Raw genomic sequence first — 16,497 nt, 5'->3', positions numbered from 1 at the left:
TACGCCCCTCTCCCAGTGACCGCTACGCAGTGTGTCGTATATCCGTGCGGCCGGTCTAGGCCTGCGGTGGGTGGTGCAGGCCCAGGTTCTCGTAGATTTCCAGCGTCGCCGTGGAGTTGTTGAGCGTGATGAAGTGCAGTCCTGGCACTCCCTCGGCCAGCAGCCGCGCGCAGAACTCCGTGGCGAATTCGATCCCAATGGAGCGTACAGCGGCCGGATCGTCTTTTGCTGTGAGGATCCGCTCTTTCAGGACGGAGGGGATGGCCGCGTTGCTGAGCTGCGGCAGGCGCTCCAGCATCCGCACGCTGGTCACCGGCATGATCTCGGGGATGACGGGGGTCTCGCAGGAGGCTTTGGCGACCCGGTCGCGCAGCCGCAGGTAGGACTCCGGTTGGAAGAACATCTGCGTGACGGCGTAGTCGGCGCCGGCCCGGCACTTGTCGACGAAGTGCGCGACGTCGGCGTCCCAGTCCACGGACCGCGGGTGCATCTCCGGGAAGGCGGCGACGCCGACGCAGAAGTCGCCCGATTCCTTGATGAGCCGGACGAGTTCGGCGGCGTAGGTCAGCCCCTGCGGGTGGGCCACCCAGTCGCCCATGGGGTCGCCGGGCGGGTCGCCGCGCACGGCCAGGATGTTGCGGATCCCGGCGTCGGCGTACTGGCCGATGATGTTGCGCAGCTCGGCGATGGAGTGGTTGACCGCGGTGAGGTGGGCGACCGGCGTCAGGGTGGTGTCCGCGACGATCTGCTCGGTCTCCTTGACCGTGCCCGCACGGGTGGAACCGCCGGCACCGTAGGTGACGGAGACGAAGTCCGGGGCGACCGCCTCGACCCTCCGGAGCGCGCTCCACAGGTTCCGCTCGCCCTTGGGGGTCTTCGGCGCCGAGAACTCGAACGAGTACGTCGTCTTGCCCGAGGCGAGCATGTCGCGCACGGTGCGTGCGCGGTCCGTCCTGGTGGATGCGGTTCCGAGGGCCATACCCGCAGGTTAGCCAGGGGGCAGCGGTCACCCAACCGAATCGGGGAAATTTGCCCTTTTTGTCGACTTGTTGTCCATCCCTCGGACACCGGGGCCGATCACACCGGGTCCCTGAGCCGCTTCGCGAACTCCGCCGCGGCGGAGCCCGGATCGTCCGCCTCCGTGATGGCCCGTACGACGACGACCCGGCGGGCACCCGCCTCCAGCACTTGGTCGAGATTGCCGAGATCGATGCCGCCGATGGCGAACCAGGGGCGGTCGGTGTCGAGGGAGGCGGTGTGGCGGACCAGGTCGAGGCCGGGTGCGTGGCGGCCGGGCTTGGTCGGGGTCGGCCAGCAGGGACCGGTGCAGAAGTAGTCCACCCCCTCCTGGACGGCGGCCGCGGCGGCCTCGGCCTCGGAGTGCGTGGAGCGGCCGACGAGGATGTCGTCGCCGAGGATCGCGCGGGCGGCGGGGACGGGGAGGTCCCCCTGACCGAGGTGGAGCACATCGGCACCGGCGGCATGGGCCACATCGGCCCGGTCATTGACCGCGAGAAGCCTGCCGTGCCGGGCGCAGGCCTCGGCGAAGACCTTCAGATGCTCCAGTTCCTCGGCCGCCTCCATGCCCTTGTCGCGCAACTGCACGATGTCGACACCACCGGCCAGCACGGCGTCCAGGAACTCCGGCAGATCGCCCTGCCGCCTGCGGGCGTCCGTGCAGAGATAGACACGGGCATCGGCGAGGCGGGCGCGTGCGGTGTCGGGCATGTCGGTGTCCCCCGGTGTCGGTGACGTACGGGCCGCGGACGAGTGCGGTCACCCCCGGCGGGCGGTAGTGAATCACAGCCGGAACGCGCCAGGGCACGCCGCCCGGCAGCGAGGCCGGCACGGAGACCACGAGGCCGGTCCGCGGCCCCGCGCCCGGCCCCGTGCCCCCTCACGTCACCTCACCTCACCTCACACGGCCAACGCCTGTGCCCGCCGCTTCACCTCCGTGCCGCGGTTCTCACTCAGGGCCTGGGCGGGGGTGCCGGGCAGGCTGTCGTCGGGGGTGAAGAGCCACTCCAGCATCTCTTCGTCGGAGAAGCCGTCGTCCCTCAGGAGCGTCAGGGTCCCGGTGAGGCCCTTGACGACCTTCTGCTCGACCCCGTCGATGAAGGCGGCGGGGACGTGCAGTGCGCGGTTCTCACCACGGCGTACGGCGATGAGCTGGCCCTCCTTGACCAGCTGGCGCACACGCGTCACCTCGACATCGAGGATTTCCGCGATGTCGGGGAGGGTGAGCCAGGCGGGGACGAGAGCATCGATCTTTGCGTCAATCTCGGTCACGACATCAAGCCTGCCATCCCGCACTGACAGTCGGAAGCCGGACCCCTCCGACCTGGGCTTTCGGACTACGCTGTCGCCGCCTTCAGCGGCCTCGCCGGGTCCCTCAGCAGCTCCGGGTCCAGTTCCGTCCCCGCCTCGATCAGCCGCCGTCCCTGTGCCAGGTCCCGGGGGCGGCCCACCGCCAGCAGGGCGATGAGGCGGTTCTCGCGCAGCCAGCAGACCGTCCAGGCCGGTCCTGACGGGTCGCCGCGCCACAGGACCGTGTCGGCGGACGTGTGGTGGCCGACGTACTGGACGAAGCGGCCGAACTGCTCGGACCAGAAGTACGGCACGGGGTCGTAGACCGCGGGCGTCTCGCCGATGATGTTGGCCGCCACCGTGCGCGGGCCCTGGAGGGCGTTGTCCCAGTGGTGGACCAGCAGCCGCTCGCCGTACCTTCCCGAAGGGAAGGACGCGCAGTCGCCGACCGCGTAGACGTCCGGTGCGGAGGTGCGCAGGCGGTCGTCGGCCACGACCTCGCGATGCGCGCCGAGCTCGATGCCCGAACCGGCCAGCCAGAGCGTGGCGGGGCGGGCGCCGATGCCGACCACGACGGCGTCCGCGGGCAGCCGCGTGCCGTCGTCCAGGAGTACCTCGCCGGGCCGCACCCGCTCCACGCGCGCGTGGGTGCGCAGCTCGGCCCCGGAGTCTGCGTACCAGGACGACATCGGTGCGGCGACCTCCGCCGGCAGTGCCCCCGCGAGCGGCCGTTCGGCGGCCTCCACGACCGTCACCGCGCAGCCCGCCTCGCGTGCGGCGGTGGCGAACTCGGCGCCGATCCAGCCCGCGCCGACCACCACGATGTCGTGCTGGCGGGCGAGTACCGGCCGCAGCCGCTCGGCGTCGTCCAGGGTGCGCAGCAGATGGACGCCGGGGACGCCCTCCGCGCCGGGCAGCCGGATCGGTTCGGCGCCGGTGGCGAGGACCAGGACGTCGTAGGGCACGGGCCCGGACTCGGTGTCCAGCTCGTGCTCGGCGGGGCGGACGCCCAGCACCTCGCGGCCCAGCTCCAGGTCGATGCCGAGCGCCTCGAAGTCGACGTCGAAGGCGGAGCCCTCGGCCTTTCCGAGCAGCACGGCCTTCGACAGCGGCGGCCGGTCGTACGGCTGATGCGGCTCCGCGCCGATGAGGGTCACGGTGCCGGTGAAACCCTGTTCGCGCAGGGCCACGGCGGTCTGTACGCCGGCCATGCCCGCGCCGACCACGACCACGCGCCGCTGGGACTGCTCCGTCTGCTCGCTCACCCGATCACCATAGACAACTGACAATTTGTCAGTCAGCGGTCATGCACCGTGACCTGCTCCACAACGCTCGTCCCGCTGCCCGCCTGCGACTCCCACTCCCAGCTCTCCTCCAGCCGCAGCCGCCCGTCCGCCAGTTCGACGACCGTGGACTCGCAGTGCCCCGACGAGGTCGTCCCGTCGTGCTTGAGCTGGACGTACCGGAAGTCGAGCCGGTCGCCGTCCCGGGTACCCACCAGATGCCCGCGTACGACATCGCCGCCCGCGTACTCGGCCCAGATCTCGCCGTCCTTCTCGTGGTACGCGAACCGGGTGCGGGTACCCACCTGACCTGGGGCCTGGTCGGCGACGGGGGCGAGGACGAGGCCGTCCAGCGAGCGGGGCATGGCAGCGGGCTCCCTTACACAGGCGCGGAACCAAGGGCTAGGGTGGCCAACGTAGAGCACTCGCGGGAGCCCGGACGCACCGGGCTGAGAGGGAGGCTGGCGGCCTCCGACCGTACGAACCTGATCCGGGTCATGCCGGCGAAGGGAGGGGCTGGACGCCCATGTCCTCACGTACGTCAGACGTCCTCGTCGTCGGGGGCGGAATCATCGGCCTTGTCACGGCCTGGCGGGCCGCGCAGCGTGGTCTCGCCACGACCGTCGTCGATCCCGAACCGGGCGGCGGGGCCGCCCACGTGGCCGCCGGGATGCTGGCCGCCGTCACGGAACTGCACTACGGCGAGCAGACCCTGCTGGGCCTGAACCTGGCCTCGGCCCGCCGCTATCCGGAGTTCGCGGCCGAGCTCACCGGGCTGACCGGCCAGGACCTCGGTTACCGCCGCTGCGGTACGCTCGCCGTCGCGCTGGACTCCGACGACCGCGCCCATCTGCGCGAACTACACGCCTTGCAGCGGGAGTCGGGGCTGGAGTCGGAGTGGCTGTCCGGGCGGGAGTGCCGGCGCCTGGAGCCGATGCTCGCTCCGGGTGTGCGCGGCGGGCTGCGGGTCGACGGCGACCATCAGATCGACCCCCGGCGGCTGATCAAGGCTCTCCTCGCGGCGTGCGAGCACGCGGGCGTGGTCTTCCACCGGCTCTGGGCCGAGCGCCTGGACCTCGCGGGGGACCGGGCCGCCGGCATCACGGCCACCGACGGCACCCGGCTGGGCGCCGGGCAGGTGGTGCTCGCCGGCGGCAGCCTCAGCGGGCGGCTCGCCGGGGTGCCCGACGATGTGCTGCCACCGGTGCGGCCCGTGAAGGGGCAGGTGCTGCGGCTGACCGTGCCGCGGCGGTACGCGCCCTTCCTGAACCGGACCGTGCGGGCCGTGGTCCGTGGCGGCCAGGTCTATCTGGTGCCGCGCGAGAACGGCGAGCTGGTGATCGGGGCGACCAGCGAGGAACAGGGCTGGGACACCACGGTGACCGCGGGCGGGGTGTACGAGCTGCTGCGCGACGCCCATGAACTGGTGCCGGGCATCACCGAGCTGCCGCTCACGGAGACCCGCGCGGGACTGCGCCCCGGCTCCCCCGACAACGCTCCGCTGCTCGGACCGACCGAGCTCCCGGGGCTGCTCCTGGCGACCGGCCACTACCGCAACGGTGTGCTGCTCACGCCGGTCACCGGCGACGCGATGGCCCATGTGCTGACCACGGGTGAACTGCCCGACGAGGTCCGCCCCTTCACCCCCCGGCGTTTCACCTTCACGGAGCAGCCCGCATGAACATCTCCGTCAACGGGGAGCCGCGGGAGATCGCTCCCGGCACGGCTCTCGACACCGTCGTGCGGGCGCTGGCCCCGGCCCCTGCCGGAGTGGCCGCGGCCCTCAACGAAACCGTCGTCCCGCGCGGGCAGTGGCCGTCGACGTCGCTGCGCGACGGAGACCGCGTCGAGGTACTCACCGCCGTCCAAGGAGGCTGACCCATGGCCGACGATCCGTTCCTCCTGGGCGGTACGACCTTCTCGTCCCGGCTGATCATGGGCACCGGCGGCGCGCCCAGCCCGGATGTGCTGGAGCGGGCGCTGATCGCCTCCGGCACCGAGCTGACCACGGTCGCGATGCGGCGGGTGGATCCGCGTGCGCACGGCTCGGTCCTCTCCGTGCTGACCGGGCTCGGCATCGAGGTGCTGCCCAACACCGCGGGCTGCTTCACGGCGGGCGAGGCAGTGCTGACGGCCCGCCTCGCGCGCGAGGCCCTCGGCACCGATCTGATCAAGCTGGAGGTCATCGCCGACGAACGCACCCTGCTGCCGGACCCCATCGAGCTCCTGGACGCCGCGGAGACACTGGTCGACGACGGTTTCACGGTGCTGCCGTACACCAACGACGACCCTGTCCTCGCGCGAAAGCTCCAGGACGTGGGCTGCGCGGCGATCATGCCGCTGGGCTCCCCGATCGGCTCGGGGCTCGGAATCCGCAACCCGCACAACTTCCAGCTGATCGTCGAGCACGCGCGCGTGCCGGTGATCCTGGACGCGGGGGCCGGTACGGCGTCGGACGCGGCGCTCGCGATGGAGCTGGGGTGCGCGGGTGTGATGCTCGCCTCGGCGGTGACGCGGGCCCGGGAGCCGGAGCTGATGGCGCACGCGATGCGGCACGCGGTGGAGGCGGGCCGGCTGGCGTACCGGGCGGGGCGCATCCCCAAGCGGCACTTCGCCGAAGCCTCGTCCCCCACAGAGGGGTTGGCGCGACTGGATCCCGAACGCCCCGCATTCTGAACGTACGTTCGACACGGGCCGAAAGTCGTTGCGACGTCCGTCACAGGACGGCTTCAGTCCCGCCCCGATCTCGCCCGAACCGGCGGCCCTGTCAGTCGCGGCTCGTACACTCACCTGCGTGGATACGACCCTTCAGGACCCTCTGGTCGGGCAGGTGCTCGACGGCCGCTATCGCGTGGACGCGCGGATCGCGGTCGGCGGGATGGCCACGGTCTACCGGGCCGTGGACACCCGCCTCGACCGTGTGCTCGCGCTGAAGGTGATGCACCCGGGCCTCGCCGCCGACGCCACCTTCGTCGACCGGTTCATCCGCGAGGCCAAGTCCGTCGCCCGGCTCGCCCACCCCAATGTGGTGCAGGTCTTCGACCAGGGCACCGACGGGTCGTACGTCTATCTCGCCATGGAGTACGTGGCGGGCTGCACCCTGCGTGACGTGCTGCGCGACCGTGGCGCGCTGCAGCCGCGGGCCGCGCTCGACATCCTGGAGCCGGTCCTCGCCGCGCTCGGCGCCGCGCACCGCGCGGGGTTCGTGCACCGGGACATGAAGCCCGAGAACGTGCTGATAGGGGACGACGGCCGGGTCAAGGTAGCCGACTTCGGGCTCGTCCGGTCCGTCGACACCGTCACCAACACCACGGGCACCGTGCTCGGCACGGTCTCGTATCTCGCGCCGGAGCAGATCGAGAGCGGCACCGCCGACCCCCGCGTCGACGTGTACGCGTGCGGTGTCGTGCTCTACGAGATGCTGACCGGCGAGAAGCCGCACGACGGGGACTCCCCCGCCGTGGTGCTCTACAAGCACCTCCACGAGGACGTCCCGCCGCCCTCGGGCATCGTGCCGGGGCTGGCCTACCCGCTGGACGAGCTGGTCGCGTCGGCGACCGCCCGCACCCCGGACATCCGCCCCTACGACGCGGTGGCGCTGCTCGCACAGGCCCGCGCGGCACGCGGCGCGCTCAGCGAGGACCAGCTGGACCTGGTCCCGCCGCAGGCCCTGTCCGTCGCGCACAGCGGCGCCGAGGACCGTACGAGCGTGATCCCGCGCTCACTGACGGTGCCGCGGCTGCTGCCGGTCGACGAGGACGGGCCGCAGTCGGTGGTCAACCGCACGAGCCGTTTCGAGAGCCCGCCGCCCCCGCCGCCCCGGCGCCGTTCGGGACCCCCGCGCGGCCCGCTCGCGATCGTCGTCGCCCTGCTGCTGATCCTCGGTGTCGGCGCCGGCGTCTGGTACATCAACTCCGGCCAGTTCACCAAGGTCCCGGCGCTGATCGACAAGACCGAGGCGCAGGCCCGGGACCGGTTGGACCAGGCCGGGCTGGACGTCGGCAAGGTGGAGCAGGAGTACAGCGACACCGTCAAGCGCGGCCGGGTCATCGGCTCGGACCCGTCCGTCGGCACCCGGATCCGGAACAACGACTCGGTGACGCTGACCGTCTCCAAGGGTCCCGAGACGGTGAAGCTGGGCGATCTCACGGGCCTCCGGCTCGACAAGGCGAAGGCCCGGCTCAAGAGCGACGGCCTGGAACCGGGCATGGTGACCCGGGAGTTCAGCGACGACGTCATCAAGGGCTTCGTGATCAGCACCGACCCGGAGGCGGGCACCACGCTCCGCTCGGGCGCGGCGATCGCCCTGGTCGTCAGCAAGGGCAGCCCGGTGGACGTCCCGGACGTCACCGGCGAGAGCCTGGAGGACGCGAAGGCGGATCTGGAGGACGCGGGCCTGAAGGTGAAGGTCGCCTCCCAGCAGGTCAACTCCGAGTACGAAAAGGGCCTGGTCGCCGCGCAGACCCCGCAGGACGGCAGCGAGGCCGCCGAGGGCGACACCGTGACGCTGACGATCTCCAAGGGCCCGGAGATGGTCGAGGTCCCGGACGTGGTCGGTGACAGTGTCGACGACGCCAAGGCCGAGTTGGAGGGGGCCGGCTTCGAGGTCGACGAGGACCGCGGGCTCCTCGGGCTGTTCGGCGACACGGTCAAGAGCCAGTCGGTGGAGGGCGGCCAGACCGCCCCCAAGGGGTCGACGATCACCATCGAGATCCGCTGAGCGGGCCCGATCACCGTCCCCCGGCGGGGCACCCCGCGCCGCGTGACACCCTGGGCGGGTGATGACTCAGCGCAACCCCGTCGGCGGCCATGTCCCCGTGGCCGGCGGTCTCCACTCCGTCGGCCTGTCCTACGCCCGTGACCTCGCGGCCGAGACCGTGCAGGTCTTCGTCGCCAACCCGCGCGGCTGGGCCACGCCCGTCGGCAACCCTCGCCAGGACGAGGAGTTCCGTGCGGCGTGCGCGGCGGAGTCGATCCCGGCGTACGTCCATGCCCCGTATCTGATCAACTTCGGCTCGCACACCGAGGCGACGGTGGAGAAGTCGGTGGAGAGCCTGCGGCACTCGCTGCGGCGCGGGCGGGAGATCGGGGCGCTCGGTGTCGTCGTGCACACGGGCAGCGCGACCGGCGGACGGGACCGGTCCGTCGCCCTCAAGCAGGTCCGGGAGTACATGCTGCCGCTGCTCGACGAGCTCACCCATGACGACGACCCGTATCTGCTGCTGGAGTCGACCGCCGGTCAGGGCTCCTCGCTCTGCTCGCGGACCTGGGACTTCGGCCCGTACTTCGAGGCGCTGGACGCCCATCCCCAGCTGGGCATCTGCCTGGACACCTGCCACATCTTCGCGGCCGGCCACGACCTGACCGGCCCCTCCGGCATGCACCAGACCCTCGACCTGCTGGTGGACACCGTCGGCGAGGGCCGTCTGAAGCTGATCCACGCCAACGACTCCAAGGACGTGGTCGGCGCCCACAAGGACCGGCACGCGAACATCGGCGCCGGCCATATCGGCGAGGACCCGTTCCGGGCGCTGATGACCCACCCCGCCACCGAGGGCGTACCGCTGATCATCGAGACGCCCGGCGGCAAGGAGGGCCACGCGGCGGACGTGGAACGGCTGAAGAAACTGCGAGACGGGTAATCCGTCACGGAATACCCCTGGGGGGTATACGGTTCTTGCTCGGTGCGGGAACCGTTACCTGACATTGGGGGCACTCATGCAGCACGAGGCGCACACGGGACACGCTCACCACCAGGCGGGCGGCGGCTGGGCCGGGGCAGTCCGGGCCACTCTGCACTGCCTCACGGGGTGTGCCATCGGCGAGGTGCTCGGCATGGTCATCGGCACCGCGCTCGGCTGGGGCAACGCCCCGACCCTGATCCTGGCGATCGTCCTCGCCTTCTTCTTCGGCTACGCGCTCACCCTGCGCGGCGTCATGAAGGCGGGCCTCGGTCTGCGCGCCGCGCTGAAGGTGGCGCTGGCCGCGGACACCCTGTCCATCGCGGTGATGGAGCTGGTCGACAACGGGGTGATCGTGCTGTGGCCGGGGGCCATGGACGCCGGACTCGGCGACCCGCTGTTCTGGGGAGCGCTGGCGATCGCGCTGGCCGTCGCCTTCGTCCTCACCACACCGGTCAACAAGTGGATGATCGGCCGCGGCAAGGGCCATGCGGTGGTGCACCGGTACCACCACTGACCGGCGCCGCCGGCCGGAACCACCACCGGCCGGAACCCTAGAGTTCGGGCCCGTCCCCGGGCACCTCCTGGTAGGAGTAGCGCTGCTCCCGCCAGGGGTCGCCGATGTTGTGATAGCCGCGCTCCTCCCAGAAGCCACGGCGATCGGCGGTCATGTACTCGACGCCGCGGACCCATTTGGGCCCCTTCCAGGCGTACAGATGGGGGACGACCAGCCGGAGCGGGAAGCCGTGCTCGGCGGTGAGCAGCTCTCCGTCCTTGTGGGTGGCGAAGATCGTGCGCTCGGCGGCGAAGTCCTCGAGGCGCAGATTGGAGCTGAAGCCGTACTCGGCCCACACCATCACATGGGTGACGGCCGGGGCGGGCGGGGCGATGTCCAGGATGGTCCGGGCGGGGACGCCGCCCCACTCGGCACCGAGCATGCTGAACTTCGTCACGCAGTGCAGATCGGCCACGACGGTGGTGTGCGTCAGGGCCGAGAACTCCTCGTGGTTCCAGCACTGCTTCTCACCGTCGGCGGTGGCGCCGAAGACGCGGAACTCCCAGCGTTCGGGGCGGAACTTGGGGACGGGCCCGTAGTGCGTGACCGGCCATCCGCGCTGCATTCGCTGTCCCGGCGGAAGCTCGGACCGTGCCGCTTCTCCTGACTCGCGTTCCACCGGCTGACCCATGACTCCATCCTGACAGACCCGGGGCGGTGCACCTGACCAAGCCTTCCCTGATTCCCCTCAAATCGGACTAAGCATGCCCTTACTTACTAAGTGAAGACTTACTGGACGATCTTCGATACCGGTGCAAGGATGCGGCGCAACCTGCCAGTTCCCCCCGGTTGGAAGGAGCCTCTGCGATGCAGGGCGACCCCGAGGTCATCGAATTCCTCAACGAGCAGCTCACCGGCGAGCTCACCGCGATCAACCAGTACTTCCTGCACGCGAAGATGCAGGAGAACTTCGGCTGGACGAAGCTCGCCAAGTACACGCGCCACGAGTCGTTCGACGAGATGAAGCACGCCGAGGTGCTCACCGACCGGATCCTCTTCCTGGACGGGCTGCCGAACTACCAGCGCCTGTTCCACGTCCGGGTCGGGCAGACGGTCAAGGAGATGTTCGAGGCCGACCGACAGGTCGAGGTCGAGGCGATCGACCGTCTCAAGCGCGGTATCGAGGTGATGCGCGCCAAGGGCGACGTCACGTCCGCGAACATCTTCGAGTCGATCCTCGAGGACGAGGAGCACCACATCGACTACCTCGACACCCAGCTGGAGCTGGTGGAGAAGCTCGGTGAGGCGCTCTACATCGCCCAGCTGATCGAGCAGCCGGAGAGCTAGGCGGCCTCGTCCAGCTCGGCGAGGACCTGCTGACCCTGCTCGGCGAGCTCACGCGTGGGGCAGGCCCCCCGGCCCAGCAGCGCCTGGATGCGCCGCACACAGGAACCGCAGTCGGTGCCCGCCTTGCAGGCGGAGGCTATCTGGCGCGGGGTGCAGGCACCGTCCGCCGCGTGCTTCTTGACCTGCTGCTCGGTGACGCCGAAGCAACTGCAGACGTACACGCGGTTCACCTCCCGCCGGGATCGATAGGTGGTGCCGTCCCGATTGATCGGTGAGGCTAACCTAACCTTACCCGGCGCGCAGGAACCGCAAAAGTGGAGTGGGGCGCGGATCGTATGTGATCCGCGCCCCACCTCATGCTCCTGTAACAGGCGCATCCCCTGCTGATCTGCTACTAGTCCCGGTACAGCTCCGCGACGAGGAACGCCAGATCCAGGGACTGGCTGCGGTTGAGCCTCGGGTCGCAGGCCGTCTCGTAGCGCTGGTGCAGGTCGTCGACGAAGATCTCGTCGCCGCCGCCCACGCACTCGGTGACGTCGTCGCCGGTGAGCTCCACGTGGATGCCGCCCGGGTGGGTGCCCAGGCCCTTGTGGACCTCGAAGAAGCCCTTGACCTCGTCGAGCACGTCGTCGAAGCGTCGGGTCTTGTGGCCGGAGGCCGCCTCGTAGGTGTTGCCATGCATCGGGTCGGTGATCCAGGCGACGGTCGCGCCGGAGGCGGTGACCTTCTCGACCAGCTCGGGCAGCTTGTCGCGGACCTTGTCCGCGCCCATCCGCACGATGAAGGTGAGGCGGCCCGGCTCACGGTCCGGGTCGAGGCGCTCGATGTACTGGAGCGCGTCCTCGGCCGTCGTCGTCGGGCCCAGCTTGATCCCGATCGGGTTGCGGATCTTGGAGGCGAACTCGATGTGCGCGCCGTCCAGCTGGCGGGTGCGCTCACCGATCCAGACCATGTGGCCCGAGACGTCGTACAGGCTGCCCGTACGCGAGTCGACCCTGGTCAGCGCCGACTCGTAGTCGAGGAGCAGCGCCTCGTGGGAGGCGTAGAACTCGACCGTCTTGAACTCCTCCGGGTCCGTGCCGCAGGCCCGCATGAAGTTCAGCGCGTTGTCGATCTCCCGCGCAAGCTGCTCGTAGCGCTGCCCTGACGGGGAGGACTTCACGAAGTCCTGGTTCCAGGCGTGCACCTGGCGCAGGTCCGCGTAGCCGCCGGTGGTGAAGGCGCGCACCAGGTTGAGCGTGGAGGCGGAGGCGTTGTACATCCGCTTCAGGCGCTCGGGGTCCGGGATACGGGCCTTCTCGTTGAACTCGAAGCCGTTGACCGAGTCGCCGCGGTACGTCGGCAGGGTCACGCCGTCGCGGGTCTCGGTGCCCTTGGAGCGCGGCTTGGAGTACTGGCCGGCGATGCGGCCGACCTTCACAACCGGCACCGAGGCGGCGTACGTCAGTACGGCGCCCATCTGGAGCAGGGTCTTGAGCTTGTTGCGGATGTGGTCGGCGGACACCGCGTCGAAGGCCTCGGCGCAGTCGCCGCCCTGGAGGAGGAACGCCTCTCCCTTGGCGACGGCCGCCAACCGGGCGCGCAGCTGATCGCACTCGCCCGCGAAGACGAGCGGCGGATACGACTCCAGCTCCGCAACGACTGCGCGCAGAGCCTCGGTGTCGGGGTACTCGGGCTGCTGCGCCGCGGGCAGGTCTCGCCAGGTGTTGCCGGCGCTCTGGCCGGTCTTAGCGTTCACGGTCACGGCCTCAACATTACGGGGTCGTGTCGCGTCGTTTTCGCACGGCTCGACAGGTGAGACGCGGTCCCGCTCAGTTGCGCATGGGGTAGGGTGCCTCGCATGTTCGCGCTTTCGACCCAGAACACGATCCAGAACTGGTGGTGGACCGCTCATCCGGCGGCCCACTGACTGCGCGTACGCAAGACTTCGCGAAGGCCGCCCGAGGGGCGGCCTTCGGCGTTTCCGGGGTCCGTTCCTCCCAGTGAACTCCTGTCGAGTTCCCACCGAGAAGGACAACGGACCCATGCATCTGATCGACCTGCTCGACGATCCCCGCCCGTTCGCCCTGCTGCGCCGTCGCACGCCGGGCCACGACGAGCGGACCGTGGAGCTGCTGCTCGGCCCGGTCACCACGTACGACCGCCTCGCCGACCTCCCCGACGAGGGCCTCGCCCTGATCCCCTTCCGCCAGATCCGCGAGCGCGGCTTCGACGTGCGCGACGACGGGACACCGCTCGCGGTGCTGGTCCCCGAGGAAACCCGCACGCTGGCCCTGGAGGAGGTCCTGGAGCAGCTCCCGGCGCACGACGTACGCGTCGAGCGCGGTGGCTTCGATGTCGGTGACGAGGAGTACGCCGAGATCGTCGGACGCGTGCTGCGCGAGGAGATCGGGCAGGGCGAGGGCGCGAACTTCGTGATCCGGCGGACGTACGAGGGGGAGATCCCGGGGTTCGGAAGGGCCGATGCCCTCGCCCTGTTCCGGCGGCTCCTGGAGGGTGAACGCGGTGCGTACTGGACCTTCGTCGTCCACACCGGCGACCGGACCCTGGTCGGCGCCAGCCCGGAGGTGCACGTCCGGATGTCCGGCGGCACGGTCGTGATGAACCCGATCAGCGGGACGTACCGCTACCCGGCCGAAGGGCCCACTGCCGAGCACCTGCTCGACTTCCTCGCCGACGGCAAGGAGATCGAGGAGCTGTCGATGGTCGTCGACGAGGAGCTCAAGATGATGTGCACCGTCGGCGACATGGGCGGTGTCGTCGTCGGACCGCGGCTGAAGGAGATGGCTCATCTCGCGCACACGGAGTACGAGCTGCGCGGGAAGTCCTCGCTGGATGTGCGGGAGGTGCTGAAGGAGACCATGTTCGCGGCGACCGTCACCGGCTCGCCCGTGCAGAACGCCTGCCGGGTCATCGAGCGGCACGAGGTCGGGGGGCGGGGGTACTACGCGGGTGCGCTGGCGCTGCTCGGCCGTGATTCCGGGGGTGCGCAGACCCTGGACTCCCCCATCCTCATCCGCACCGCGGACATCTCCTACGACGGTCAGCTGCGCGTTCCGGTCGGCGCGACCCTCGTTCGTGGCTCGGACCCGGTGAGCGAGGTGGCCGAGACACACGCGAAGGCGGCGGGGGTGCTGGCGGCGCTGGGGGTACGGCCCGGACGGACGGGTGGGGAGTCCGTACGGCCGCGACTCGCCGACGACCCACGCGTGCGTGCCGCGCTGGACGGGCGCCGGTCGTCCCTCGCGCCGTTCTGGCTGCGGATGCAGGAGCGTGCCGAGGAACTCACCGGGCACGCCCTCGTCGTCGACGGCGAGGACACCTTCACGGCGATGCTCGCGCACGTCCTGCGGTCGAGCGGCCTCGATGTCACCGTCCGGCGCTACGACGAGCCCGGTCTGCGCGAGGCGGTCCTCGCGCACGAGGGTCCGGTCGTCCTGGGCCCCGGTCCCGGCGACCCCTGCGACCTGACCGACCCCAAGATGGGCTTCCTGCGCGAGCTGACCGCCCATGTCGTCCGCAAGAACCGGCACGGTGTGCTCGGCGTCTGCCTCGGACACGAGCTGCTCGCGGCCGAGCTGGGGCTGGAGATCGTACGGAAGGAAGTGCCGTACCAGGGGGCGCAGACGACGATCGACCTGTTCGGGCGGGAGGAGACGGTCGGCTTCTACAACAGCTTCGTGGCGCACTGCGACGACGAGACGGCGGCCGAACTGGCCGCGCACGAGGTCGAGGTCAGCCGGAGCGCCTCGGGTGAGGTGCATGCCCTGCGCGGGCCGGGCTTCGCCGGGGTGCAGTTCCATCCGGAGTCGGTGCTCACGCTGAACGGTGCCGCGGTCGTGCGGGAGTTGATGGGTCAGCTGCGCGGCACGAGCACGTTCTCCGAGCGGCGGCCGGCCCTGTAGTCGAGGACGTTGCGCACCGTGGCGTCGACGATCTGGCCGACGGCGTCCTCGGTGTAGTACGCCTGGTGGGACGTGACCAGGACGTTCGGGAAGGTGACCAGGCGGGCCAGGGTGTCGTCCTCGATGGCCTCCAGGGACTTGTCGAGGAAGAACAGGCCCGCCTCGGCCTCGTACACGTCGAGGCCGACGCCCGCGAAGCGGCCGGCGCGCAGCTCGTCGACGAGGGCGGCGGTGTCGATCAGGCCGCCGCGGCTGGAGTTCACCAGGATCGCGTCGTCCTTCATGCTCTTCAGGGCGTCGGCGTCGATGAGGTTCTCGGTCTCCGGCATCAGCGGGACGTGCAGGGTGACGAGGTCGGACTCGGCGAGGAGCCGCTCCTTGGGGACGTACCGCATGCCGAGTTCCCTGCACACGGGGTTCTCGGCGACGTCCCAGCCGAGCAGCCGCATGCCGAAGCCGTGGGCAATCCGGGTGAAGGCCTCGCCGATCTTGCCGGTGCCGAGGACGCCGGCGGTGCGGCCGCGCAGGTCGCGGCCCATCAGGCCGTCGAGGCGGAAGTCGAAGTCGCGGGTGCGGGTGGAGGCGCGGACGATACGGCGGTTGACGGCCATGGCGAGGGTCCAGGCGAACTCGGCCACGGAATACGGCGAGTAGTACGAGACCCGGGCGACCGTCATGCCGAGCCGTTCGGCGACCTTGAGGTCGATGTTGTTGAACCCGGTGGACCGCTGGGCGATCATCCGGGTGCCGCCGGCCGCGAGGATCTCCAGGACGCGGGCGCCGAGTTCGGCGTTGACGCTGGTGGAGATCACCTCGTAGCCGGCCGCGATGGGGGCGGTGTCCTCGTTGAGGAAGACGTGCAGACAGCGGACCTCGTGGTGGCCCCGGAAGGCCTGCTGGATCAGAGGCTTCTCGTCCGCCTGGACTCCGAAGGCGAGGATCTCCACACGGCCCTCCGGGGGTGCGCCGGAATTGTCTGGTCCTGGCGAATATCTCACAGACCTCTGCGGAGCCGCTCCGTCAGCGCGCGGCCCTGCTGCGGGGACGGGCGTGGCTCGGCGAGACGGCTGTGGAGGCGGTCGAGGTGCAGGTCGACGGTGGCCTCGACGAGCTCCGCGTAGGCCTCGGCGGCGAGGGCGGCACGGCGGCGCGACACCAGCGCGGAGACCACGGCGACCAGTGCGGCCGGCCACCAGCGCAGGGCGAGCGGCACATACAGCAGCGCCCAGCCGCCCAGCGCGAACGCGGCGTCGAGACGGGTCCGGGTCGCGGTGAGGATGTCGCGGGTGGAGGCGGGGAGAAGCAGCCACAGCCGGGGCCAGACGGTGGCGAGATCGACGCCGTACTCGGCACCGAGCCGGACAGCGGGCGCGTGGAGGCGGTCCCCGAGGCGGGTGGGGTGCTCGGGGCGGATCAGGGAGCGGGCGTTGCGACGGGCGGCGTGGACGGTGGCGTTCCGGTCGTGATGGGCGGCGATC

Annotated in this window: 17 protein-coding genes, 1 pseudogene and 1 riboswitch; of the genes and pseudogenes, 8 read left to right on the top strand and 10 right to left on the bottom strand. The window is 70.6% G+C overall.

Annotation, left to right across the window (positions count from 1 at the left end; translation table 11 throughout):
- Positions 1 to 55 precede the first annotated feature (55 nt).
- The 5 genes from metF to HLK59_RS28625 all read right to left on the bottom strand — a co-directional run bounded on the left by metF (position 56) and on the right by HLK59_RS28625 (position 3,955).
- Positions 56 to 979, bottom strand: a complete 924-nt coding sequence (gene metF / locus HLK59_RS28645; protein ID WP_171144427.1) for a methylenetetrahydrofolate reductase [NAD(P)H] — start codon at positions 977 to 979, stop codon at positions 56 to 58.
- Between the two features lie 98 nt (positions 980 to 1,077).
- Positions 1,078 to 1,728 (bottom strand): thiamine phosphate synthase, encoded by a 651-nt coding sequence (thiE, locus tag HLK59_RS28640; RefSeq protein WP_171144426.1) that lies wholly within the window; start codon positions 1,726 to 1,728, stop codon positions 1,078 to 1,080.
- 189 nt (positions 1,729 to 1,917) lie between these two features.
- Positions 1,918 to 2,289, bottom strand: coding sequence for a helix-turn-helix domain-containing protein (locus HLK59_RS28635; RefSeq protein WP_171144425.1), 372 nt, complete (start codon positions 2,287 to 2,289; stop codon positions 1,918 to 1,920).
- 65 nt (positions 2,290 to 2,354) lie between these two features.
- Positions 2,355 to 3,572: an FAD-dependent oxidoreductase gene (locus HLK59_RS28630; protein WP_171144424.1), complete on the bottom strand. Its 1,218-nt coding sequence runs from the start codon at positions 3,570 to 3,572 to the stop codon at positions 2,355 to 2,357.
- A gap of 32 nt (positions 3,573 to 3,604) precedes the next feature.
- Positions 3,605 to 3,955 (bottom strand): hypothetical protein, encoded by a 351-nt coding sequence (locus tag HLK59_RS28625; protein WP_171144423.1) that lies wholly within the window; start codon positions 3,953 to 3,955, stop codon positions 3,605 to 3,607.
- 52 nt (positions 3,956 to 4,007) lie between these two features.
- Positions 4,008 to 4,119: riboswitch (TPP riboswitch) on the top strand.
- Here HLK59_RS28625 and thiO point away from each other — a divergent pair.
- From thiO to HLK59_RS28595, 6 genes are all read left to right on the top strand, one after another.
- Complete coding sequence (gene thiO, locus HLK59_RS28620) at positions 4,117 to 5,271, top strand: glycine oxidase ThiO (protein WP_171144422.1); 1,155 nt, start codon at positions 4,117 to 4,119, stop codon at positions 5,269 to 5,271. (Overlaps the previous riboswitch by 3 nt.)
- Positions 5,268 to 5,468, top strand: a complete 201-nt coding sequence (thiS, locus tag HLK59_RS28615; protein WP_171144421.1) for a sulfur carrier protein ThiS — start codon at positions 5,268 to 5,270, stop codon at positions 5,466 to 5,468. The genes thiO and thiS overlap by 4 nt, the downstream gene beginning before the upstream one ends.
- A 3-nt stretch (positions 5,469 to 5,471) precedes the next feature.
- Positions 5,472 to 6,266 carry a thiazole synthase gene (locus tag HLK59_RS28610; RefSeq protein ID WP_171144420.1) on the top strand — a complete coding sequence of 265 codons (795 nt, stop codon included), beginning with the start codon at positions 5,472 to 5,474 and terminating at the stop codon, positions 6,264 to 6,266.
- Between the two features lie 118 nt (positions 6,267 to 6,384).
- Entirely contained in the window at positions 6,385 to 8,310 is a 1,926-nt protein-coding gene (pknB, locus tag HLK59_RS28605) for a Stk1 family PASTA domain-containing Ser/Thr kinase (protein WP_171144419.1), read from the top strand.
- A gap of 61 nt (positions 8,311 to 8,371) precedes the next feature.
- Positions 8,372 to 9,232, top strand: a complete 861-nt coding sequence (locus HLK59_RS28600) for a deoxyribonuclease IV (protein WP_171144418.1) — start codon at positions 8,372 to 8,374, stop codon at positions 9,230 to 9,232.
- A gap of 76 nt (positions 9,233 to 9,308) precedes the next feature.
- Positions 9,309 to 9,788, top strand: coding sequence for a DUF4396 domain-containing protein (locus HLK59_RS28595; protein WP_171144417.1), 480 nt, complete (start codon positions 9,309 to 9,311; stop codon positions 9,786 to 9,788).
- A 37-nt stretch (positions 9,789 to 9,825) separates the two neighbouring features.
- On the opposite strand, the gene HLK59_RS28590 is transcribed toward HLK59_RS28595, so the two are convergent.
- Complete coding sequence (locus HLK59_RS28590) at positions 9,826 to 10,458, bottom strand: sulfite oxidase-like oxidoreductase (RefSeq protein WP_171144416.1); 633 nt, start codon at positions 10,456 to 10,458, stop codon at positions 9,826 to 9,828.
- Positions 10,459 to 10,634: 176 nt separating this feature from the next.
- On the opposite strand from HLK59_RS28590, the gene bfr reads away from it, so the two are divergent.
- Positions 10,635 to 11,114 (top strand): bacterioferritin, encoded by a 480-nt coding sequence (bfr, locus tag HLK59_RS28585; RefSeq protein WP_171144415.1) that lies wholly within the window; start codon positions 10,635 to 10,637, stop codon positions 11,112 to 11,114.
- Here bfr and HLK59_RS51280 read toward each other — a convergent pair.
- Together HLK59_RS51280 and HLK59_RS28575 are read right to left on the bottom strand one after the other, a co-directional pair.
- Positions 11,111 to 11,344 (bottom strand): (2Fe-2S)-binding protein, encoded by a 234-nt coding sequence (locus HLK59_RS51280; RefSeq protein ID WP_171144414.1) that lies wholly within the window; start codon positions 11,342 to 11,344, stop codon positions 11,111 to 11,113. The genes bfr and HLK59_RS51280 overlap by 4 nt on opposite strands.
- A 164-nt stretch (positions 11,345 to 11,508) precedes the next feature.
- On the bottom strand, positions 11,509 to 12,858 hold the full coding sequence (locus tag HLK59_RS28575; RefSeq protein ID WP_171144413.1) for a 3-deoxy-7-phosphoheptulonate synthase class II: 1,350 nt from the start codon (positions 12,856 to 12,858) through the stop codon (positions 11,509 to 11,511).
- 280 nt (positions 12,859 to 13,138) lie between these two features.
- On the opposite strand from HLK59_RS28575, the gene HLK59_RS28565 reads away from it, so the two are divergent.
- A complete protein-coding gene (locus HLK59_RS28565) occupies positions 13,139 to 15,019 on the top strand; it encodes an anthranilate synthase family protein (RefSeq protein ID WP_171144412.1) in 1,881 nt (626 codons plus the stop codon).
- Here HLK59_RS28565 and HLK59_RS28560 read toward each other — a convergent pair.
- Both HLK59_RS28560 and HLK59_RS28555 read right to left on the bottom strand, forming a co-directional pair.
- Entirely contained in the window at positions 14,971 to 15,966 is a 996-nt protein-coding gene (locus HLK59_RS28560; RefSeq protein ID WP_171144411.1) for a 2-hydroxyacid dehydrogenase, read from the bottom strand. The two genes, HLK59_RS28565 and HLK59_RS28560, sit on opposite strands and share 49 nt — an antisense overlap.
- Positions 15,967 to 16,013: 47 nt before the next feature.
- Positions 16,014 to 16,497: pseudogene (locus tag HLK59_RS28555) on the bottom strand (hypothetical protein); the annotation flags it as partial.

The organism is Streptomyces sp. S3(2020) (genome assembly GCF_013044505.1).
GTDB lineage: Bacteria > Actinomycetota > Actinomycetes > Streptomycetales > Streptomycetaceae > Streptomyces.
The sequence above is the reverse complement of the archived record's forward strand: the minus strand, read 5'-3'. Positions and strand labels throughout refer to the sequence as shown.